Source organism: Pantoea sp. PvP021, from assembly GCF_054056055.1.
Window position 1 is genome coordinate 1,766,480 of record NZ_JBSRXX010000001.1, and the last position, 22,228, is coordinate 1,788,707.

General features: G+C 53.2%; 20 protein-coding genes. 9 read left to right on the top strand and 11 right to left on the bottom strand.

Going from position 1 to position 22,228, the window contains the following annotated elements:
• Window positions 1-16 precede the first annotated feature (16 nt).
• Window positions 17-478 carry an Lrp/AsnC family transcriptional regulator gene (locus ACVKSX_RS08295; RefSeq protein WP_031592177.1) on the bottom strand — a complete coding sequence of 154 codons (462 nt, stop codon included), beginning with the start codon at window positions 476-478 and terminating at the stop codon, window positions 17-19.
• A 117-nt stretch (window positions 479-595) separates the two neighbouring features.
• Between ACVKSX_RS08295 and ACVKSX_RS08300 the strand changes: the two genes are divergently transcribed.
• Window positions 596-1,630 (top strand): PLP-dependent cysteine synthase family protein, encoded by a 1,035-nt coding sequence (locus tag ACVKSX_RS08300; protein WP_122889137.1) that lies wholly within the window; start codon window positions 596-598, stop codon window positions 1,628-1,630.
• A 34-nt stretch (window positions 1,631-1,664) separates the two neighbouring features.
• On the opposite strand, the gene cof is transcribed toward ACVKSX_RS08300, so the two are convergent.
• The gene (gene cof / locus ACVKSX_RS08305) at window positions 1,665-2,486 is read right to left on the bottom strand and encodes an HMP-PP phosphatase (RefSeq protein WP_062758247.1); all 822 of its coding nucleotides are present in this window, start codon (window positions 2,484-2,486) and stop codon (window positions 1,665-1,667) included.
• Between the two features lie 92 nt (window positions 2,487-2,578).
• Between cof and ACVKSX_RS08310 the strand changes: the two genes are divergently transcribed.
• Entirely contained in the window at window positions 2,579-4,297 is a 1,719-nt protein-coding gene (locus tag ACVKSX_RS08310) for an SgrR family transcriptional regulator (RefSeq protein WP_354438520.1), read from the top strand.
• 41 nt (window positions 4,298-4,338) lie between these two features.
• Window positions 4,339-5,034, top strand: a complete 696-nt coding sequence (gene queC / locus ACVKSX_RS08315; RefSeq protein ID WP_052272157.1) for a 7-cyano-7-deazaguanine synthase QueC — start codon at window positions 4,339-4,341, stop codon at window positions 5,032-5,034.
• A gap of 50 nt (window positions 5,035-5,084) precedes the next feature.
• On the opposite strand, the gene ACVKSX_RS08320 is transcribed toward queC, so the two are convergent.
• From ACVKSX_RS08320 to bolA, 9 genes are all read right to left on the bottom strand, one after another.
• A complete protein-coding gene (locus ACVKSX_RS08320) occupies window positions 5,085-5,483 on the bottom strand; it encodes a YbgC/FadM family acyl-CoA thioesterase (protein ID WP_010671209.1) in 399 nt (132 codons plus the stop codon).
• A 100-nt stretch (window positions 5,484-5,583) separates the two neighbouring features.
• Window positions 5,584-5,937 (bottom strand): ComEA family DNA-binding protein, encoded by a 354-nt coding sequence (locus ACVKSX_RS08325; protein WP_010255849.1) that lies wholly within the window; start codon window positions 5,935-5,937, stop codon window positions 5,584-5,586.
• Between the two features lie 140 nt (window positions 5,938-6,077).
• Window positions 6,078-7,946 carry a peptidylprolyl isomerase gene (gene ppiD / locus ACVKSX_RS08330; protein WP_022626118.1) on the bottom strand — a complete coding sequence of 623 codons (1,869 nt, stop codon included), beginning with the start codon at window positions 7,944-7,946 and terminating at the stop codon, window positions 6,078-6,080.
• 247 nt (window positions 7,947-8,193) lie between these two features.
• Complete coding sequence (gene hupB, locus ACVKSX_RS08335) at window positions 8,194-8,466, bottom strand: nucleoid-associated protein HU-beta (protein ID WP_009091701.1); 273 nt, start codon at window positions 8,464-8,466, stop codon at window positions 8,194-8,196.
• Between the two features lie 214 nt (window positions 8,467-8,680).
• Window positions 8,681-11,035: an endopeptidase La gene (lon, locus tag ACVKSX_RS08340; RefSeq protein WP_010671206.1), complete on the bottom strand. Its 2,355-nt coding sequence runs from the start codon at window positions 11,033-11,035 to the stop codon at window positions 8,681-8,683.
• Window positions 11,036-11,221: 186 nt separating this feature from the next.
• Window positions 11,222-12,493, bottom strand: a complete 1,272-nt coding sequence (gene clpX, locus ACVKSX_RS08345) for an ATP-dependent protease ATP-binding subunit ClpX (RefSeq protein WP_010671205.1) — start codon at window positions 12,491-12,493, stop codon at window positions 11,222-11,224.
• Window positions 12,494-12,627: 134 nt separating this feature from the next.
• Entirely contained in the window at window positions 12,628-13,251 is a 624-nt protein-coding gene (gene clpP / locus ACVKSX_RS08350) for an ATP-dependent Clp endopeptidase proteolytic subunit ClpP (RefSeq protein ID WP_010255410.1), read from the bottom strand.
• A gap of 336 nt (window positions 13,252-13,587) precedes the next feature.
• The gene (tig, locus tag ACVKSX_RS08355) at window positions 13,588-14,892 is read right to left on the bottom strand and encodes a trigger factor (protein ID WP_010255408.1); all 1,305 of its coding nucleotides are present in this window, start codon (window positions 14,890-14,892) and stop codon (window positions 13,588-13,590) included.
• Window positions 14,893-15,185: 293 nt separating this feature from the next.
• On the bottom strand, window positions 15,186-15,500 hold the full coding sequence (bolA, locus tag ACVKSX_RS08360; protein ID WP_008924895.1) for a transcriptional regulator BolA: 315 nt from the start codon (window positions 15,498-15,500) through the stop codon (window positions 15,186-15,188).
• Between the two features lie 286 nt (window positions 15,501-15,786).
• Here bolA and ACVKSX_RS08365 point away from each other — a divergent pair, with 286 nt between their 5' ends.
• From ACVKSX_RS08365 to ACVKSX_RS08390, 6 genes are all read left to right on the top strand, one after another.
• A complete protein-coding gene (locus tag ACVKSX_RS08365) occupies window positions 15,787-16,365 on the top strand; it encodes a lipoprotein (RefSeq protein WP_010255406.1) in 579 nt (192 codons plus the stop codon).
• A 57-nt stretch (window positions 16,366-16,422) separates the two neighbouring features.
• Complete coding sequence (gene ampG, locus ACVKSX_RS08370; protein ID WP_157351645.1) at window positions 16,423-17,913, top strand: muropeptide MFS transporter AmpG; 1,491 nt, start codon at window positions 16,423-16,425, stop codon at window positions 17,911-17,913.
• A gap of 444 nt (window positions 17,914-18,357) precedes the next feature.
• On the top strand, window positions 18,358-19,284 hold the full coding sequence (cyoA, locus tag ACVKSX_RS08375; RefSeq protein WP_010255402.1) for a cytochrome o ubiquinol oxidase subunit II: 927 nt from the start codon (window positions 18,358-18,360) through the stop codon (window positions 19,282-19,284).
• A 4-nt stretch (window positions 19,285-19,288) separates the two neighbouring features.
• Entirely contained in the window at window positions 19,289-21,271 is a 1,983-nt protein-coding gene (gene cyoB / locus ACVKSX_RS08380) for a cytochrome o ubiquinol oxidase subunit I (RefSeq protein WP_010255400.1), read from the top strand.
• Complete coding sequence (locus tag ACVKSX_RS08385) at window positions 21,271-21,888, top strand: cytochrome o ubiquinol oxidase subunit III (RefSeq protein ID WP_009091720.1); 618 nt, start codon at window positions 21,271-21,273, stop codon at window positions 21,886-21,888. The genes cyoB and ACVKSX_RS08385 overlap by 1 nt, the downstream gene beginning before the upstream one ends.
• Complete coding sequence (locus ACVKSX_RS08390) at window positions 21,888-22,217, top strand: cytochrome o ubiquinol oxidase subunit IV (protein ID WP_008924889.1); 330 nt, start codon at window positions 21,888-21,890, stop codon at window positions 22,215-22,217. The genes ACVKSX_RS08385 and ACVKSX_RS08390 overlap by 1 nt, the downstream gene beginning before the upstream one ends.
• The last annotated feature ends 11 nt before the right edge of the window (window positions 22,218-22,228 follow it).

Here is a 22,228-nt window from a genome sequence, read left to right on the forward strand (position 1 = left end):
TCTCAATCTCAGGCCCTCAGGGGGCGACAGGTAAAGCCGTGGTGTATTTAATCTCTTCCATGGCGAAGCTGGATGTCACATCAATCAGGCCGGGCACCCCATTCACTACTCGCTTGTAGAAAGCATCATAGCTTTTCATGTCGGCCACCTGAATGCGCAGCAGGTAATCATACTCGCCTGCCATACGGTAAAAGGCCATTACCTCCGGCATGCTGCTCACCACCGAGACAAATGCCTGATACCAGTCGCGGCTGTGCTGCTGCGTTTTAACAAACATAAACGCCGTCAGTGACAGTCCGATTTTATCTCCATCCAGCAACGCCACCCGTGCGCGAATAATGCCATCATCTTCAAGCTTTTTCAGGCGCTTCCAGCAGGGTGTGGTGGTGAGGTTGACGGCATCCGCCAGCGCCTGCAGCGACAGCGTGCAGTCATGCTGCAGCAGTGAGAGCAATTTAAGGTCAGTTTTATCTAACATTCGCGGCTCCGGGAGAATCATTTTCTCCATTACCGCCATTTTAGCGGTAATTGTGCAATCTCTTTTTCCTGCACGTGCCATAAAATAGCCGCATCACTTTTTTACCGGACGCCTGAGATGCACACCTGCTGGATTCGCCACGCTATCAACGAAATTAACGCTGATTTTCAACGATCGGCTGAGACCCATTTGATCCGTTTCGATCTGGCGGACTTTCCCGGTATCTGGTTCTATCTGAAAGATGAAAGTACCCATCCCAGTGGCAGTCTTAAACACCGGCTGGCACGATCCCTGTTCCTCTACGGCCTCTCCAACGGCTGGATTAAACAGGATACGCCGATTATCGAAGCCTCGTCAGGCAGCACTGCCGTTTCTGAGGCGTACTTCGCAAGGCTGCTGGGTCTGCCCTTTATTGCGGTGATGCCGGCGAGCACAGCGAAGCGTAAAATTGAGCAGATCACTTTTTATGGCGGACAGTGCCATTTTGTTGAAGATCCCTGCCAGCTCTATGCTGAATCTGAACGGCTGGCGCGGGAGCTCAATGGCCATTTTATGGATCAGTTTACCTATGCTGAACGTGCCACCGACTGGCGCGGCAATAACAATATTGCAGAGAGCATTTTCCGTCAGATGGAGCATGAACCTTATCCGATTCCCCATACGATAATCATGAGTGCGGGCACCGGCGGCACCTCAGCCACGCTGGGCCGCTATATCCGTTATCAGGGACTGGAAACTAAACTACTGGTGGTTGATCCGCAGCATTCGGTGTTTTTTGATTACTGGCAGAAGCGTGATGCCACCCTGACCAGCGCGCGCGGCAGCATGATCGAAGGAATTGGCCGTCCGCGAGTGGAGCCGTCGTTTATGCCTGACGTGATCGACGAAATGATCAAAGTGCCGGATGGTGCAACGCTGGCCGCCATGCTGAAACTGGAAAAGATTCTGGGACGCAAGCCTGGCGCCTCTACCGGCACCAATTTCTGGGGCATGATGCAGGTGGCAAAACGCTTACGGGCAGCGAATCAGCAGGGAGCACTGGTGACACTGCTGTGCGACAGCGGCGAACGTTATCCCGATAGCTACTATCAGCCTGAGTGGGTGGCAAAACATATTGGCGATATCACGCCATGGCAGCGCGAGCTGGAATAAAAAACCGGACATCCTGTCCGGTTCACGGCAATCCTCAGCATTCGGGGGAATACGCGAGGTCGGGTGTTGCCAGCCAGTGATTTAAATAGTGAGACACCGCCTGTGTCTCGCAATGCCCTAATACCGGCAGATGCGGTAGCGCGGCTTTCAGCTGCGCCATCGCATTGCCCATGATAAAACCCTGTCCGGCCTGCGCCAGCATCTCGCGATCGTTCATCGCATCACCAAACGCCATACACTCCGCCATGGTCAGCGACAGATGGTCACATAACAGTGCCAGCGCGCTGCCTTTATTGCAGCTGGCGGGTAACACCTCCAGACAATCCACAGCAGAGAAGCAGATGTTAGCCTGCTCGCCCAGTGCGGCATCCAGCTCTGTTTTTAGCTGACAGAGGCGCTGATGCTGATCGATAAAGCAGATTTTTGTCACCTGATGCGCGGGCAACCTTTTAAGATCGCACAGCTGATAGCCAAATCCGCTGATCTGATGGGCCACCAGCAGTTCAGGCTGTGGGTGATCGGTAAACCACCCCTGATCGTTGAAAACATGCAGGGTGGCGGGCGTATCCCAGCGGCGGTGGATCACCTCTTCGGCGACCGCAGAGGGCAGATCACGCGCAAAGATCAGATTGCCCTGCCTGTCGTGTACACGAGTGCCATTACCGGTAATCAGCCACGCGGGCAGTGTCATTTTTTCCCGTAAGATCTGCATCTCCAGCAGATGGCGGCCCGTCGCTAGCGCCAGATTAACGCCACGCAGATGCAACGCCTGCAGGCTATCCAGCGTCTGCTGACCCAGCTGATGATCCGGCAGCAATAATGTGCCATCCATATCGAACGCGGCTAAACGCACCATGATTTACCTCCTGCTGAAAGATGAACTCCACTATTGCCTGTTAATTGCGGAACTAATAGTGAATACTTTTAAAAAACTGTTCCGGGTTTAACATGCGCCAGCTTAACCGTCTTAATCAGTTCCAGCGTCTGTGGCAGCAGAGTCAGGGCGCCCCACAGCAAACCTGCGTGGCGGAGATGGCCCGCCACTGTATCTGCAGCGAGCGTCATCTGCGCACGTTGCTGTCACAGTGGCAGCATGCAGGCTGGCTCAGCTGGCGCGGCGAGCCAGGCCGTGGCAAACAGGGACAAATAGTGTTTCTGCGCTCACCTGAACAATTACGGCAGCAGTTGCTGCAACAACAGCTCGACGCCGGAGACGCCGCTGAGGCCTTGCAGCTGCTGGATCTGCCGCCGGAAAGGCTGATCAATATGCTGCGGCCATTAATGGGTGGACAGTGGCAGAACGATACGCCGGTTCTGCGCATCCCCTACTATCGTCCGATGGAGAGCACAGAGCCGCGCCAGATTACTGGTCGGGCCGAACAGCACCTGGCTCGCCAGATCTATTCCGGTCTGACCCGCTTTGAGCAGGATGAGCCGGTCGGCGATCTGGCGCATCACTGGCAATATGACGAGGCGTCATCTGGCTGGTTATTCTGGTTACGGCCTCAGCTGATGTGGCACAACGACGAGCCTCTGCAGGCCGCACAACTGGTGGCGCAGTTCCACCAGCTGTTGCGAGATAGGCGCGTCAGTGTGTTGCTGGCCGATGTGGTCAGCGTGGATGCGCCCCATCCGCTTGCGGTGCGTTTCGTACTGCGACGCCCTGATTTCTGGCTGCCCCATCGGCTCGCCCACTTGTTGTGCCTGCTGCCCCATCCCATCGATCCCGCCACGGGCAGCGGGCCGTGGAAACTCAGGCACTTCAGCACCGAACTGGTCAGGATTGAAAGTCACGCGCGCTGGCATCTGCAGCGTCCTCTGCTGCAGGCGGTGGAGTACTGGATTACCCCTCAGCTGTTTGATCCCGCTCTCGGCAGCAGCTGTCGTCATCCGGTGCAGATTGCGATAGGCGATGCCACAGAGCTCAGGACGCTGCAACCGGTCAGCAGCAGTATCAGCCTCGGCTTCTGTTATCTGGTCTGCCGGCCGCGAGCCGGATTTACCCCTGATCAGGCGTGCACGCTTTTCCAGCTGATCCAGCAAAGCGGCATTGTCAGCCGGTTGCCTCTGGATGAGGGACTCATCACTCCCAGTAAAGAGTTGTTACCTGGCTGGAGTGTGCCGCTGATTGATGCTGTCAGGGTTCCCTTACCGGCAACCCTGACGCTGCATTATCAGTTGCCGGTTGAGCTGCATCAGATGTCACAGGCGCTGGTTGCACTGTTAAAACAGCACGGCTGCACCCTGAAGGTAGTTTTTCATCCGGTAAAAAACTGGCACGGCATCGACCCGCTTGATGAGGCGGATATCGTGATGGGCGACAGACTGATTGGTGATGCGCCGGTCTTTACGCTGGCCAGCTGGTTACAGACTGACCCGCTATGGCGGCCGCTGTGGCCCACACTGCAGGGCGAAGAGATTCAGGCGCAACTGCTGGCTATCCAGCAAATTGCTGACGACGAAACCCGTGCCCGCTCGCTGCATCAGCTTTATCATCAGCTGATGACGGGCGGCATCCTGCTGCCACTGTTCAATTATCGCTATCAAATCTACGCGCCGCCGGGCGTTGAAGGGATTGAACTGAATACGCTGGGCTGGTTCGATTTCAGCCGCGCATGGATCCCGCCGCCCATTGATCTGCCATGCAGCTGTTCAGCGGCGGACTGAGGCATTACCATAAGCGCAAAATTAATTATCAGGAAAACACCATGAAACGCGCTGTTGTAGTTTTCAGCGGTGGACAAGACTCCACTACCTGCCTGATTCAGGCATTACAGCAATATGATGACGTTCATTGCGTCACTTTCGACTATGGACAACGCCATCGGGAAGAGATCGATGTGGCCCGCGACCTGGCGATTAAATTGGGCGCGCGCGCGCATAAAGTGCTGGATGTCACCATGCTGAACGAACTCGCCGTCAGCAGCCTGACGCGGGATAACATTCCGGTGCCGGCTTATAATCCCGAGGCCAGTGGATTACCCAGTACGTTTGTGCCGGGACGCAATATTCTCTTTCTGACGCTGGCCTCGGTTTACGCTTATCAGGTCGAAGCGGAAGCGGTGATCACTGGTGTCTGTGAGACCGATTTCTCCGGCTATCCCGATTGCCGCGATGAGTTTGTCAAAGCGCTGAACCATGCGGTGTCGCTGGGCATGGCGCGCGATGTTCGTTTTGAGACGCCGCTGATGTGGCTCAATAAAGCGGAAACCTGGGCGCTGGCGGATTACTGGCAGCAGCTTGCGCTGGTACGCGAGCAGACGCTGACCTGCTATAACGGCGTGAAAGGTGATGGATGTGGTGAGTGTGCAGCCTGTCATTTACGGGCCAATGGCCTGCAGGGTTATCTCAACGATCGTGCTGGCGTAATGGCGGCAATGAAAGCAAAAAGCGGTCTTAACTAAGAGTGTCTGACGTGGCGGCAGAGAATCCGGGTTGCCGCCTTTTTATCGACTCATGCCATCAGACGCATCAGTCGCTCGCGCAACTCCCCTTCCAGCGCAACCGCCTTCTGAGTCCGTAAATCAATACAGACAAAAGTGAGTGCGGCATCCGCCACCACGGTCTCCTGCCCTGCCAGCAAAACCCGCTGCGCAATAATGCCGCTTTTGCCATTCAACTGCGTGATCTCACTGTCGATAGTCAGTACGTCGCCCAGCACGGCCGGGCGACGGTAGTTGATGTTGATGTTTACCACCACAAAAGCCAGTTTCTGTTCCTGCAACCAGTGGAATGCTTCCACCTCTTCCAGCCATTCCCAGCGCGCCTCCTCCAGAAACTCAAGATAGCGCGCATTATTGACGTGCTGATAGACATCCAGATGATAGCCGCGCACTTTTATGGTGGTCTGCATGATCATGCTCTCCTGCTGCTGTGAATTAACTGGTTGGACCTGTTCACTTTAGCAGAGTCGCCTGTCTATCGTGGGTTAAGCATCACAGATGTGTACTGCTTCACAATTTCAGCCGGGCCGCATTTCGCTCTATCAACGCATTGCCGATGCCCGGCACTTCACTGAGTTGCTGAATTGCGCTAAACGGTCCGTACTGTTCGCGATAGCTCACAATTGCCTGCGCCTTTTTCAGCCCCACCCCATTCATAACGGCAGAGAGCTGTTCGGCTGTTGCTTCATTGATGCTGACCTGCTCCTGCTGTGGCTGCGCGGCGGCTTCCGGCTTCGACGCAGGATGTGAGCTCTGCGTGACGGCTGCGCTGACAGGTTCAGGTGCCGCAGAGACGCTGCTGTGACAGAGTGCGCCGCCCAGCGCGAGTGAAAGATAAAAGGCAACGAGTTTAGGTTTAGCCATGCTGTGTTTCTCCTTGTGTGTAAACAGCAGCGACAGAGTGGCACTACTGCACACAAGGCTCAAAAGCGGGATTTCAGAAATGGAAAAGGCCGCGAATGCGGCCTTTGATTGTTACAGTCGTTGCGCAGTTTCTGCGAGGCTTACTGCATTTGTGCGGCAGCGCCGTACTTAATTTTGGCCTCTTTACGCAGGTTTTGCAGTAATGCTTCAAACGCCAGCTGCGCATTATTCTGCGTGACGCCTTTGACCATTTCGTCAATCTGCGCCTGCGGCATGCTGCCGGTTTTAACTTTATCAACCGCCACCAGTACCACATTGCCCTGCATATCTTCGCTGACACCCCAGGAAGGTTTATTTTCCGCAGGCTGAGGCAGGTTAAAGGCAGTCTGTGCCACCGGATCCTGCGCATTGCGATCAACGGTCTTGCTGGCGCTCAGCGTCAGACCTGCGGCAGTCAGCGCATCCTGCTTACCGGCTTTGAGATCGGCCAGCAGCTTATCGGCCTGAGCTTTCGCCTGCTGCGTCGCTTTATCATGCTTAAGCGTGTCAGTGATCTGCGCCTTAACCTGCTCAAGCGGTTTTACCGCTTCCGGTTTATGCTCACTGATACGCAGCACAAAGGCACGGTCGCCATCGACAGTGATGATATCGGAGTTGTTGCCCGGCGCGCCGTTTTGCCCGACCAGACCGCCATTAAAGATCGCCTGCTTCACCGCATCAAAGTTAAGCTCATCTGGCAGCGTATCCTGACTGAACCAGCCAGTCTCTTTCGCTTTCAGACCAGAAGCCTGCTCTGCACCCGCCAGTGACTCATTGTCATTGCTGGCCGCTTCGCTGACTTTCTGTTGCACTTTGTAGAAGGCATCAACGCCCTTCTCCTGCTTCACTTTCGCTGCAATGGCGCTGCGCACTTCATCCAGTGGCTTAACCTGCTCTGGCTGAATATCGTCAAGACGAACCACCAGGAAGCCCACTGAAGATTTGATCACGCCTGACATCTGGCCTTTCTCAGTCAGACCGGCATTTTTCAGCTCATCCGGCGTCGTAGAGGGTTCCAGCCAGCCCATATCGCCGCCCTTACGCGCCGAGATCGGGTCAATGGATTTGGCTTTTGCCACGTCAGCGAAGCTGGCACCCGCTTTCAGCTGCGCCAGGACCGCACTGGCATCGGCTTCAGTTTTGGTCTGAATGACGCTGTAGCGCGTACGCTGTGGCTGCGAATAGTCCGCTTTATGCTGGTCGTACCAGGCCTGAATATCGGCCTCGCTGGCATCCTGCTGCATGCTGGCTGCATCCATCAGGAGGTAGCTGACACGGAACTGCTCTGGTGCCATAAAGCTGGTTTTATGCTGCTGATAATACTGACTGATTTCGTCGTCAGTAACGGCCTGCTTCGCCGCCAGTGCATTGACGTCCAGCGTCGCCTGACGAATCTCACGCTGCTGTGAAACCAGGTCCACCAGTTTGCTGGCTTCGCCTTTCAGCGTGAAGTCGGTGTTAGCCACGGCATTGATCAGCTGTTGATTGGAGAGCTGCTTACGCAACGCTTCGGCATACTGGTCGGCGCTGAAGCCCATATTGCTGATCAGACTCAGATATTTGGCATTGTCGAATTTACCGTTGGTCTGAAAAGCCTGCTGATTGAAGATAGCCTGCTTCACCTGATCGTCGCTGATGCTGAGGTGGAGATCTTTGATGTAGCTATCAAGCAGCGCCTGATCGATTAGCTGCGACAGCGCCTGCTGCCGAATCTGCTGCATGTAGCCATCGTTGCTGGCCAGCTGTGAGAACTGATCGCCCAGCATCTGCTGCTGACGACTGCGCTCGCTGTTGAACGCCTGCTCCAGCTGTCCCCGGCTAATCTCCTGGCCGTTAACTTTGGCCGCATAGTCGTTATTACCGCCAATCAGATAGTTGCCAACGCCCGTCAGCACAAAGGAGAGGATAATCAGCCCCAAAATAATCTTGAGCACGACATGGTTCGACGCCGCGCGTAAATTGTCCATCATGGTATGGCAACACTCCGCTGTAGTGTGAATGTAAAGCTCGGTCGCAATTCGCCATTGGCTGGCGACTCACGCAACTGCTGGCTTAGCTGGCAGTCTCAATCCGGTCCAGGTCCATCTTACGGCCCGATTCTCACCGGTTAAAACAAAAAAGGCACATCTGATTGATGTGCCCGTATGTTACATGAGAACGGGTTAATCGTCCTCTAATCCACTGAAGAAAATGCGTCAATGAATCTATTCGTTGTTATTAATTGACAGCGTCTTTCAATGCTTTACCAGCACGGAAGCCTGGTACTTTACCGGCCGGGATGGTGATCTCTTTACCGGTTTGCGGGTTGCGGCCAGTACGTGCAGCGCGGTCACGCACAGAGAATGTGCCGAAACCTACCAGAGCCACTTCATCACCGTCTTTCAGCGCATCTGAAACTGAGCCCATAAATGCATCTAAAACACGTCCCGCTGCAGCTTTAGAAATATCAGCATCGGCAGCAATTTTGTCGATCAATTGTGACTTATTCACTCTCTTCATCCCCTCTTTTATTATTTCACATCGTACCCTGCATCCGGCAGGGTGCGAACGCGCAGCAAGTTATATCAAGCCTGTGGAGCCGAAACAACGGAATTTCTCTGAGAACGTCGCGTCGGCAGCCACCTAAATTAACGGCACAAAAAAAAGCTGGCAAGCGCCAATTGCCTTGCCAGCTCCGCTTTTTAACGGTTTTTGCCGTTAATCACTATTTTGCTGTTACGACCTGCATACCGTATGGCGCATTTTCCAGTGCCAGATTCAGCACCTCTTCAATGCGTTTCACCGGATGAATCTCCAGATCGGCAATCACGTTCTGTGGAATCTCTTCCAGGTCGCGCTTGTTGTCGTCAGGGATCAGCACGGTTTTAATGCCACCACGGTGCGCTGCCAGCAGTTTCTCTTTCAGCCCGCCAATCGGCAGCACCTGACCACGCAGGGTGATCTCACCGGTCATCGCCACATCCGCCCGCACCGGGTTACCGGTCAGACAGGAGACCAGCGCAGTACACATGGCGATACCGGCACTTGGACCATCTTTCGGCGTAGCGCCTTCAGGGACGTGAACGTGAATATCACGTTTTTCGTAGAAGTCACCATTGATGCCCAGCTTCTCGGCACGGGCACGCACCACGGTCAGCGCAGCCTGAATCGACTCCTGCATCACTTCACCCAGAGAACCGGTGTAAGTCAGCTTGCCTTTACCTGGTACGCAGGCGGTTTCGATGGTCAGCAGATCGCCACCCACTTCCGTCCATGCCAGACCCGTTACCTGACCCACACGGTTTTCGCTGTCCGCACGACCGTAGTCGAAGCGCTGAACGCCCAGGAAATCCTTGAGGTTTTCGCCATTGATGTTGATGTGCTTTTTCGTCTTGTCCATCAGCAGTGATTTCACCGCTTTACGGCACAATTTCGACAGCTCACGCTCAAGGCTACGCACACCGGCTTCACGGGTGTAGTAACGGATAATGCCCACAATCGCGCTGTCTTCAACCGTAATTTCATTGGCTTTCAGGGCATTGCGCTCAATCTGCTTGGTCAGCAGATGCTGCTTAGCGATGTTCAGTTTTTCATCTTCGGTGTAACCCGACAGACGAATTACTTCCATACGGTCCAGCAGCGGTGCCGGGATGTTCATTGAGTTCGATGTAGCAACGAACATCACATCAGAAAGGTCATAGTCGACTTCCAGATAGTGGTCGTTGAACGCAATGTTCTGCTCAGGATCAAGCACTTCCAGCAGCGCTGAAGCCGGATCGCCGCGCATGTCAGAGGACATTTTGTCGATTTCATCCAGCAGGAACAGTGGGTTTTTAACCCCGACTTTCGCCATTTTCTGGATTAATTTACCCGGCATAGAGCCGATGTAAGTACGACGGTGACCGCGGATTTCAGCTTCATCACGCACGCCACCCAGCGCCATACGCACATATTTGCGTCCGGTCGCTTTGGCGATCGACTGACCGAGAGAGGTTTTACCTACCCCTGGCGGTCCGACCAGGCACAGAATCGGCCCTTTGATTTTGCTGACGCGACTCTGAACCGCAAGATACTCAAGAATACGATCCTTCACGCGCTCCAGCCCGTAATGGTCGGTATCCAGCGTCTCCTGCGCTTTACGCAGATCTTTCTTCACTTTGCTGCGCGCGTTCCACGGAACCTGCACCATCCAGTCGATATAGCCGCGAACCACGGTTGCTTCAGCGGACATCGGGGACATCATCTTCAGCTTCTGCAGCTCAGCTTCCGCTTTCTCGCGCGCTTCTTCCGGCATTTTTGCCGCGTCGATTTTGCGTTTTAACGCTTCGTACTCGTCGGGCGCGTCGTCCATCTCGCCCAGCTCTTTCTGAATCGCCTTCATCTGCTCATTCAGATAGTACTCGCGCTGGCTCTTCTCCATCTGCTTCTTAACACGGTTGCGAATGCGCTTCTCAACCTGCAGCAGATCGATTTCAGATTCCATCATCGCCATCAGATATTCCAGACGTTCGTTGACGTCGGACATCTCCAGCACAGACTGTTTGTCTGCCAGCTTCAGTGGCATATGTGCTGCGACGGTGTCGGCAAGGCGGGCCGCATCGTCAATGTTGTTCAGCGAGGTTAAAACCTCGGGTGGGATCTTTTTGTTGAGTTTGATGTAGCCTTCAAACTGATTGATCGCCGTGCGCACCAGCACTTCCTGCTCGCGCTCTTCGATCTCTGGCGAAACCAGATATTCAGCTTGTGCCACAAAATGGTCACCGTTATCGGCCAGCGTCGTAATGTGGGCGCGCTGTAAACCTTCGACCAGGACTTTGACGGTGCCATCCGGCAGTTTCAGCATTTGTAATACTGATGCAACGGTCCCTACTGAGAAGAGATCGTTAATGCCAGGTTCATCCGTTGAAGCCTCTTTCTGTGCGACCAGCATGATTTTTTTATCATGATCCATTGCGGCTTCAAGGCACCGAATTGATTTTTCCCGGCCAACAAACAACGGAATTACCATGTGCGGATAAACCACCACGTCGCGCAGCGGCAACACGGGGATTTCAATGCGTTCAGAACGCTCAGGATTCATAGAGCTCTCTCTTTGTTTAATGTCCGCCAGGTGATGGGAACCGCATCAGGCAGGTATGCAGTTAAACCCACAGGTATCTGAGTATATGGGGATGATTGTCCGACATTCAACGTCACAGAGGCGAGAAAAGCAAAAGGGGAAACATTTTCCCCTTTTTTATTACGACAAGATGGACGATCTGTTTAATTATTCGCCAGATGCCTGGGCTTCATGCTTACCGTAGATCAACATGGGCTCAGACTGACCTTCAATAACTGATTCATCAATCACTACTTTTTCCACGTCGTCCATGGAAGGCAGGTCATACATCGTTTCCAGTAACGCACCTTCTACAATTGAACGCAGACCACGTGCACCGGTTTTACGTGACATCGCTTTCTTAGCAATGGCGGTTAACGCCTCGTCACGGAACTCCAGCTCAACGCCTTCCAGGTTAAACAGCGCCTGGTACTGTTTGGTCAGGGCGTTCTTAGGCTCACGCAGAATCTGAATCAGCGCTTCTTCGCTCAGCTCGCTCAGGGTCGCAACAACAGGCAGACGACCGATGAACTCAGGGATCAGACCAAATTTGATCAAATCTTCTGGTTCACACTGCGCAAGCAGTTCGCCTTCGCTGGCTTTCTGCGATTTCCCTTTCACAGTCGCGCCGAAGCCGATACCGGATCCGGTTTCAACACGCTGGGCAATCACTTTGTCCAGGCCGGCAAATGCGCCGCCGCAGATAAACAGAATTTTAGAGGTATCAACCTGCAAAAATTCCTGTTGCGGATGCTTACGTCCACCCTGCGGGGGAACGGCAGCCACGGTGCCTTCAATCAGTTTAAGCAGTGCCTGCTGTACGCCTTCGCCTGACACGTCACGGGTAATCGACGGGTTATCAGACTTACGTGAGATTTTGTCGATTTCATCGATGTAAACGATGCCGCGCTGTGCTTTCTGTACGTCGTAGTCGCATTTCTGCAGCAGTTTCTGGATGATGTTTTCAACATCTTCACCCACGTAACCGGCTTCAGTCAGCGTGGTGGCATCAGCCATGGTAAACGGCACATCCAGCAAGCGTGCCAGCGTTTCTGCCAGCAGCGTTTTACCACTACCGGTCGGGCCAATCAGCAGAATGTTGCTTTTGCCCAGCTCGATACCATTGCTGGTATCGCCGTTGCGCAGACGCTTGTAGTGGTTGTAAACCGCAACCGCCAGCACTTTCTTCGCTCTTTCCTGACCGATGACATAATCATCGAGGTGATGGCGAATTTCATGTGGGGTTGGCAACGCACTACGTTCACGATGCGGGGCAACTTCCTTAATCTCTTCGCGAATGATGTCGTTGCACAGGTCAACACACTCATCGCAGATATACACTGACGGCCCGGCAATCAGCTTTCGCACTTCATGCTGGCTTTTGCCGCAAAAAGAGCAGTACAGCAACTTTCCTGAACCGTCTTTGCGCTTATCTGTCATCAGTTAACCTCTTCTTGTTCTCAGGCCATACCCGCGTACGGCTCAGGCCGTGCAGAGACGGCCGAAATTCATTCAACCCATAATAGTACCGTTGTCCTGTTAACTATAGACCAGGGACAACGGTAAGTCGGGTCTTATTGGCGATGCGTCAGAATTGAATCGACTAATCCATACTCTACCGCTTCATTTGCAGAGAGGAAACGGTCACGCTCGGTGTCACGCTCAATTTCTTCCAGCGTTTTACCGGTGTGCTCAGCCATCAGCTCATTCATACGCTGCTTAACTTTAAGGATTTCGCGCGCATGGATCTCGATGTCTGACGCCTGACCCTGATAACCGCCCAGCGGCTGGTGGATCATCACACGTGAGTTTGGCAGACAGAAACGTTTGCCTTTGGTCCCCGCCGTCAGCAGGAAAGCACCCATAGAACAGGCCTGACCCATACAGATAGTGCTGACATCCGGTTTGATAAATTTCATGGTGTCGTAGATCGACATACCGGCCGTGATGACACCGCCTGGCGAGTTAATGTAGAGATAGATATCTTTTTCCGGGTTTTCAGCTTCCAGAAACAGCATCTGCGCCACAATCAGATTAGCCATGTGGTCTTCGACCTGGCCAGTCAGAAAAATGACGCGCTCTTTAAGCAGACGGGAGTAGATGTCGTAAGAACGCTCACCACGCGAAGTTTGTTCAACCACCATTGGCACCAGCGCATTGTGCGGTGCTGTATATTCACGATCGCCACTGTATGACATTACCGTCTCCTGGATAAATTTCATTGGCAACATTCTGTACCGATTCTACGTAAGACGCGCGGGAAACTCCACGCCGCGCCTTTTTCCGACACCTTCAGGACGGTTAATCAGCCAGCCTCACTCTTATTTCTGCATACTCCCTGTATCTGGGGATGCTGCACGCATGTTTCAAGCATAACAATCTTTTCCCTGTTCGCTAACCCGGAAAAAGCGATGCGTGAATAATTCGCCTGTTTATTAAACAAATAGCGGCGAAGAGTGGCTATCCGGACGCAAAACACAAAAAAGCCCGCGACTTTGCAGTCACGGGCTTAGCACAGACGGTTAAATGCGTGATCAGGCCTGAGCGGTCTGATTCATCAGATCCTGGAAGTTGGTCTCTTTCTCGGTCACTTTAGCTTTCGCCAGGACCGCTTCAACCGCTTGCTCTTCCAGCGCAACGTTGCGCATATTGTTCATCAGCTCGTTATTCTTGCTGTAGAACTCGATCACTTCCTGCGGATCTTCATACGCAGAAGCCATCTCTTCGATCATGGTGCTTACGCGCGCTTCGTCAGCTTTCAGCTCGTGGGTACGAATCACTTCGCCCAGCAGCAGACCGACAACCACACGGCGTTTAGCCTGCTCTTCGAACAGTTCGCGTGGCAGTTCCAGCGCCTGCTGTTCGTTGCCACCGAAACGCTGTGCAGCCTGACGACGCAGAACGTCGATTTCGCTGTCAACCAGCGCAGCTGGCACGTCGATTTCGTTCGCTTCAACCAGACCGTCGATTGCCTGAGTTTTGATGCGATTACGGATAGCGCCTTTCAGCTCGCGATCCATGTTCTTACGCACTTCAGTACGCAGACCGGCAACTGAACCATCTTCAACGCCGAAACGTTTGATGAACTCTTCAGTCAGCTCTGGCAGTTCGCGCGTTTCAACTTTCTTCAGCACGATCTCGAACTTCGCATCTTTCCCTTTCAGGTTTTCTGCGTGGTAGTCGTCCGGGAATTTCACGTCGATAGTGAAAGTTTCGCCCGCTTTGTGACCCACAACGCCTTCTTCAAAGCCTGGGATCATGCGGCCCTGGCCCATGGCCAGAACGAAATCAGAGGCTTTGCCGCCTTCGAACTCTTCACCGTCCACAGAACCGTTGAAATCGATAGTGGCACGATCTTCCGGACCTGCTGCAGCGTCGCTTTCGATCCAGTTGGCCTGCTGCTTGCGCAGAGTGTCCAGCATGGTATCAACGTCAGCATCAGTTACTTCAACGACAGGTTTTTCGACTTCGATGTTTTCCAGGCCTTTCAGCTCAACTTCCGGATAGACTTCGAATTCAACCGCGTAGGTGAAATCCTGACCTTCTTTGTATTCGCCTGGCACGTAGTTCGGTGCGCCAGCCGGATTAATTTTTTCTTTGATGATGGCGTCAACAAAGTTGCGCGTCATCAGCTCGCCCAGCACGTCCTGACGGACAGAAGCGCCGTAACGCTGTGCCACGATGTTCATCGGCACTTTGCCTTTACGGAAACCATCGATGCGAACTTTCCTGGCAACGTCAACCAGTTCTTTTTTTACAGCGCTTTCGATGCTGTCAGCAGCGACAGTAATCGTAATGCGACGGCCCAGGCCCTGAGTGGTTTCTACAGAAACTTGCATCTTGTTACCTCAAAAAATCACGTGCTCGGTCAACTTCAGACACCACACATAGTGAAATGCGCCGTATCCAACAACCGGGACGGCTTCCGTGAAGAGAACCTGATCCCTGTTACCAGAAGCGTCCCGAAGACATTCCGGAAAAATAGACGCAGCATTATAGCGGCATCGCTGGAATGAGTCGAGGATGCTAACTCACCACTTTTCAGCAGGTTTGCTGCTTTTTTGAGCCAGGGATCGCGTTTTTCGCTAAATAATAGAAAAAACGGCCCGCAGGCCGTTTCAGAGAAGGGAGATCAGGCGAGTGTTCCGGCACCACGACAGTTAGGCGAAGCCAGTACGGTATCCTGCAACCCTTCCCACTCTTTCAGGGTGTAAGTATGCAGGGCTAAGGCGTGTACGCTGCCCGCTAACTCAGCGGCCAGTTCGCCATAAATCAGGCGATGACGCGCCAGAAAGCGCTGGCCTGCAAAGCAGTCGCTCACGATGACCACTTTGAAGTGACTTTCCGATCCGGCAGGAACATTGTGCCGGTAACTTTCGTCGTGCACTTCCAGATGAGCTGGCTGAAACGCCACACGCAGCTTTTCTTCTATTTGTTCGCGGATCATGGCTATTACTCCTCAATGGCGAGCGCAGTGCCCCATCTCATTCAATATTAGTCGCTTTTAGTGCGCTTACCCGCAAGCCGACGCTAAATATTGCATTTTATGTCAGGCCGCTTCCGGCACGCATAATAACGCAGCTGAAACGAACAGCAAACCGACCTGTCAGAGAAGAGGCTTAAAACGGTTTCAGACACAATTTCCCCGGCAACAGGGCTTTTTTCACTGCCGGGCAATGCTATGATGACCGCAGTTTTTGCAAACCAACCCCCTGACACCAACGAGAAAAAGTATGTTGAAAAAACTGTTATTCCCACTGTTGGCTGCGTTCATTTTAGCCGGCTGTGCAACCAGCAATAATACCCTGACTATCCAGCCTAAAATTCAGTTACCGCAGCAGGACCCAGGCCTGATGGGCGTGACTGTCAGCATCAACGGTGCCGACCAGCGTAAAGATCAGGCGCTGGCAAAAGTAAACCGTGATGGTCAGTTAGTGACCTTAACGTCATCGCGTGACCTGCGCTTCCTGCTGCAGGAAGTGCTGGAGAAGCAGATGACAGCACGCGGCTATATGATTGGTCCTAATGGCGCGGTCGATCTGCAGATTGTGGTGAACAACCTCTATGCCGACGTCACTCAGGGCAATGTGCGCTACAGCATCACCACCAAAGCGGACATCTCTATTATCGCAACAGCGAAAAACGGCAACAAACAGGTTAAAAACTACCGCCAGACTTACAGCGTAGAAGGCGCGTTCAACGCCAATAACCAGAAGATTACCAACGCGGTGAACGCCACTATGAGCGATGTGATCGCGGATATGGCTCAGGACACCAGCGTCAACGACTTCATCAAGCAGAACGCCCGTTAATTCAGTCTCTCCTCTGCCCTGCCTTGCGCAGGGCTTTTTGTTATCTGCAGGATCCGCATGAACCACTATCTTCGCCTCTTCAGCCAGAAAAACGCCGCCGTATTGCTGCTTCTTGGTTTTGCTTCCGGACTGCCGCTGGCCCTGACATCGGGCACGTTGCAGGCGTGGATGACGGTGGAAAATGTCGACCTGAAAACCATCGGCTTCTTTTCGCTGGTCGGCCAGGCCTATGTCTTTAAGTTTCTCTGGTCACCGATGATGGACCGCTATACGCCGCCGTTTCTGGGCCGGCGTCGCGGCTGGTTACTGGTCAGTCAGCTGGCGCTGGTTGGCGGGATAATCGCGATGGGATTTCTGCAACCGGGACGCGATCTTACCCTGATGGCCGCGTTGGCCGTGCTGATTGCCTTCTGCTCCGCCTCACAGGACATCGTTTTTGACGCATGGAAAACGGACATCCTGCCGCCTGAAGAGCGTGGCAGCGGTGCGGCGATTACCGTGCTGGGGTATCGACTGGCAATGCTGATTTCCGGCGGGCTGGCGTTGTGGCTGGCTGACCGCTACCTCGGCTGGCAGGCAACCTACTGGCTGATGGCGCTGATGATGGTGCCGGGCATTATCGCCACGCTGGTGGCGAGCGAGCCAGATACCCGTATCTCCACACCCCATTCACTGCGTCAGGCGGTGGTCGATCCACTAAAAGATTTCTTTCAGCGCAACAACGCCTGGCTGCTGATTACCCTGATTATTCTTTACAAGCTGGGCGATGCGTTTGCCGCCTCGCTGACCACCACTTTTTTGATTCGCGGCGTGGGCTTCAACGCCGGTGACGTCGGTCTGGTCAACAAGACGCTGGGTCTGCTGGCGACCATTATTGGCGCGCTCTATGGCGGCGTACTGATGCAGCGTCTGAGCCTGTTCCGGGCGCTAATGATTTTCGGTCTGCTGCAGGCTGTCTCGAACTTTGGTTACTGGCTGCTGGCGGTGACCGATAAACAGTTGTGGAGCATGGCCAGCGCGGTCTTTGTTGAAAATCTCTGTGGCGGCATGGGCACCGCGGCCTTTGTGGCGCTGTTAATGACGCTGTGCAATAAGTCGTTCTCCGCTACCCAGTTCGCACTGTTGTCGGCGCTCTCAGCGGTGGGTCGGGTCTATGTTGGCCCGGCGGCGGGGTGGCTGGTGGAACTCTGGGGCTGGCCGACCTTTTATGCTTTCACGGTGATGGCGGGTCTGCCAGGCCTGGTGCTGCTGGCTTTTTGCCGACAAACATTGAATCAGGTCGAGCAAAGTGGCAATTTTCTGACACGTAGCTACTATCCTCATGGCTATCGCTGGACTAATCGTCTGTTTGCAGCCGGATGCGGCGTGCTGGCGCTCTGGCTGGTGGCTCTGGCACTGAATGCGTTGGGCGTGACGGCGCTGACACCGCTGCTTACCCGCCTGTTTGAACTGGGTATAACACTCTCCCTGCTGGCGGTGCTTTCGGGAGTGTTGCTGGACTATCGGGCGCTGAAGAGACCCCCTGCGTTGCCTGCATCAGATGCTTAAGTGAAATCGATAGGTTTACGGGCTGCGGCTTATTTTATGACACCCCGATAAGTCGCCGCCATTTATCATCGCGTGTTATTTTTTAAAAATAACAATATGACCTGAGGAGGCGTAGCGGAAATACTAAAAACCGGTGAGCAATTACTTTAGTTAAATTTCATCGCGCAAATGATGCAGACTTGTTAAATATTTGGGAGTTAAAAGTAAGGGTTATTCCTTTCCCTGATTTTTTTACGGTTACTTCCATTGGTTTTTGTTATATTGATGCCAACTGCTTGTCTGCGTTAATTATTTGTCACCTGGCGCAACATCTGTGACACCCTTAGCAAAAGGTGTCAACACGTATCTGACACATCCTTAAGCTGGTTTACACTGCATAAACCTTCCCGTAAAATGCGCGCACACTTAAACGACAATAGAGCCCTTTGTCATTGAGGTCGTTAAATGAGACTCAGTAAATACAATAAAAGTTTGGGGATTTTGTCATTAATTGCAGGCACTTTATTAATGAGTGGCTGCGATAGTGCATTGTTAAATCCCAAAGGACAGATTGCACTGGAGCAACGTTCGCTGATACTGACTGCCTTTGGCCTGATGTTGATCGTCGTCATCCCCGCAGTCCTGATGGCCGTGGTGTTTGCCTGGAAATATCGGGCGTCCAACACGAATGCGAAGTACAGCCCTAACTGGTCACACTCTAACAAAGTGGAAGCCGTGGTCTGGACCATTCCGATCCTGATCATTCTCTTCCTCAGCGTGCTGACCTGGAAATCAACCCACGCACTGGAGCCCAGCAAACCGCTGCAATCTGATGTGAAACCGGTTGAGATCGATGTGGTTGCACTGGACTGGAAATGGTTGTTCATTTACCCGGAACAGGGTATTGCGACCGTGAACCAGATTGCCTTCCCGGCAAATACTCCGGTGAACTTCAAAATCACGTCTAACTCCGTCATGAACTCTTTCTTCATCCCAACGCTCGGCAGCCAGATTTATGCGATGGCTGGTATGCAGACCAAGCTGCATCTGATTGCAAATGAGCCGGGAATTTTCGACGGTATCTCTGCGAACTTCAGTGGTCGTGGTTTCTCTGGAATGAAGTTTAAAGCCATTGCAACCAAAGACGATGCGGAATTCCAGCAGTGGGTGGCTAAAGTTAAAGCAGCCCCTAACACGCTGAACACCATGGATGATTTCGAGAAAGTGGCTGTGCCAAGCGAAAATCACCCGGTGGAATATTTCTCTTCAGCTGATCCGAAACTGTTCATGCAAGTCATCGACAAGTTCAAGATGAGCCACGGGAAAATGGACATGCCAAAACATGAAGGTATGGACATGAGTCACGCCGCTTCCGCGGGAGCCGAGGAATAATACGATGTTCGGAAAATTAACACTTGATGCAGTGCCGTACCATGAGCCGATTATCATGGTTACGGTTGCCGCTATCCTGATAGGTGGTGCAGCGCTGGTTGCTGCGCTCACCTATTTTGGTAAGTGGAAATATCTGTGGTCTGAATGGCTGACGTCAGTCGACCACAAACGCCTGGGTATCATGTACATCATCATGGCGTTCGTCATGCTGATTCGTGGTTTCGCTGATGCCATTATGATGCGTACCCAGCAGGTTATGGCTTCGGCCGGTGAAGCGGGCATTCTGCCACCGCACCACTACGACCAGATCTTTACCGCGCATGGCGTGATTATGATCTTCTTCGTGGCGATGCCGTTTGTGGTTGGCCTGATGAACATCGCGGTTCCGTTGCAGATTGGTGCACGTGACGTTGCGTTCCCGTTCCTGAACAACCTGAGCTTCTGGTTTACTGCGGTCGGTGTGATCCTGGTTAACCTGTCTCTGGGTGTGGGCGAGTTCGCACAGACCGGCTGGCTGGCTTATCCGCCGCTCTCCGGCGCGGAGTACAGTCCCGGGGTCGGGGTCGATTACTGGATCTGGAGCCTTCAGCTTTCAGGTATTGGTACGACCTTAACCGGTATTAACTTCTTCGTGACCATCCTGAAGATGCGTGCACCGGGCATGAGCCTGTTCAAAATGCCGGTATTTACCTGGACCGCGCTGTGCACCAACGTCCTGATCATCGCTGCGTTCCCGGTTCTGACCGTGACCCTGGCGCTGTTGACCCTTGATCGTTATCTCGGCTTCCATTTCTTCACCAATGAAATGGGCGGGAACATGATGATGTACGTCAACCTGATCTGGGTCTGGGGCCATCCGGAAGTGTATATCCTGGTACTGCCGGTGTTTGGTGTGTTCGCAGAAATTACCGCGACCTTCTCCAAAAAACGTCTGTTTGGTTATACCTCACTGGTGTGGGCGACCATCGCCATTACCGTGCTGTCGTTTATCGTCTGGTTGCACCACTTCTTCACCATGGGTGCGGGTGCCAACGTTAACGCCTTCTTCGGTATCATGACGATGATCATCGCGATTCCGACCGGGGTTAAAATCTTTAACTGGCTGTTCACCATGTATCAGGGCCGCATTCAGATGCACTCTGCCATGCTGTGGACCGTTGGCTTCCTGGTAACCTTCTCTGTAGGGGGTATGACCGGCGTACTGCTGGCCGTTCCGGGTGCTGACTTTATTCTGCACAACAGCCTGTTCCTGATTGCACACTTCCATAACGTTATCATCGGTGGTGTGGTGTTCGGTTGTATGGCGGGCGTGACCTACTGGTTCCCGAAAGCATTTGGCTTCACCCTGAATGAAACCTGGGGCAAGCGCGCATTCTGGTTCTGGATCATTGGCTTCTTCGTTGCCTTTATGCCGCTGTACGCACTGGGCTTCATGGGTATGACACGTCGTCTGAGCCAGGATATCGATCCACAGTTCCACACCTTACTGGTGGTAGCTGCGGGCGGTGCCGGTCTGATTGCGCTGGGTATTCTGTGTCAGCTGACCATGTTCTACGTCTCGGTACGTGACCGCGATCAGAACCGTGATGTGACGGGTGACCCATGGGGCGGTCGTACGCTGGAGTGGGCAACCTCTTCACCACCACCGTTCTATAACTTTGCTGTCATCCCGCATGTGCATGAGCGTGACGCTTTCTGGGAAATGAAAGAGAAAGGCGAAGCGTACAAACAGCCGGAATCTTATGAAGAGATTCATATGCCGAAAAACAGCGGTGCCGCAATTATCATCTGCGCATTTGCAACGGTAATGGGTTTCGCGCTGATCTGGCATATCTGGTGGCTGGCGGGTGTTTCATTCCTCGGCATGATCGTTTCCTGGATCGTGAAGAGCTTCGACGAAGACGTGGATTACTACGTTCCAGTTGCCGAAGTTCAGAAGATTGAGAACCAGCACTTTGACGAAATCAGCAAAGCAGGTCTGAAATAATGTCAACTGAAACTCTGATTAAACATCACCACGACGCCCATGCGGAGCATGGGCATCACGATGCAGGAGCCAATAAAGTCTTTGGCTTCTGGATCTACCTGATGAGTGACTGCATTATCTTCGCAACCCTGTTTGCGACCTATGCTGTCATGGTCAACAACACTGCCGGTGGCCCGGCAGGTAAAGATATCTTTGAGCTGCCGTTTGTTCTGGTAGAAACCGCCCTGCTGCTGTTGAGTTCGATCACTTACGGCATGGCTGTTATCTCCATGAACAAGGAGCAAAAAGGTGCCGTTATCGGCTGGCTGGCGCTGACCTTCCTGTTCGGTCTGGGCTTCATCGGGATGGAAATCTATGAATTCCATCACCTGATTGCTGAAGGCTTTGGTCCGGATCGCAGTGGCTTCCTGTCTGGCTTCTTTACGCTGGTCGGTACCCACGGTCTGCACGTGACCTCAGGTCTGATCTGGATGCTGGTTCTGATGTTCCAGATTTCCAAACGTGGCCTGAACGCGACTAACCGCACCCGTATCATGTGTCTGAGCCTGTTCTGGCACTTCCTGGACGTGGTCTGGATTTGCGTCTTCACCGTTGTTTACCTGATGGGAGCCATGTAATGAGTCATTCTGTTAACGAACATGGCGCTTCACACGGTAGCGTGAAGTCCTACATGATCGGCTTCATCCTCTCTATCATCCTGACGGCGATCCCGTTCTGGATGGTAATGGATGGCAGTGCATCTCACGGTACTATCCTTGGTGTTGTTCTGGTATGTGCGGTGATTCAAGTGCTGGTTCACCTGGTCTACTTCCTGCACTTAGACAGCAAATCTGAGGGTGGCTGGAACATGGTAGCCATTGTCTTCTCGGCCATCATCATCCTGATTGTCGTAGTAGGCTCACTGTGGATCATGTGGAACCTCAACTACAACATGATGCCTCACTAAAGAGTCACGCG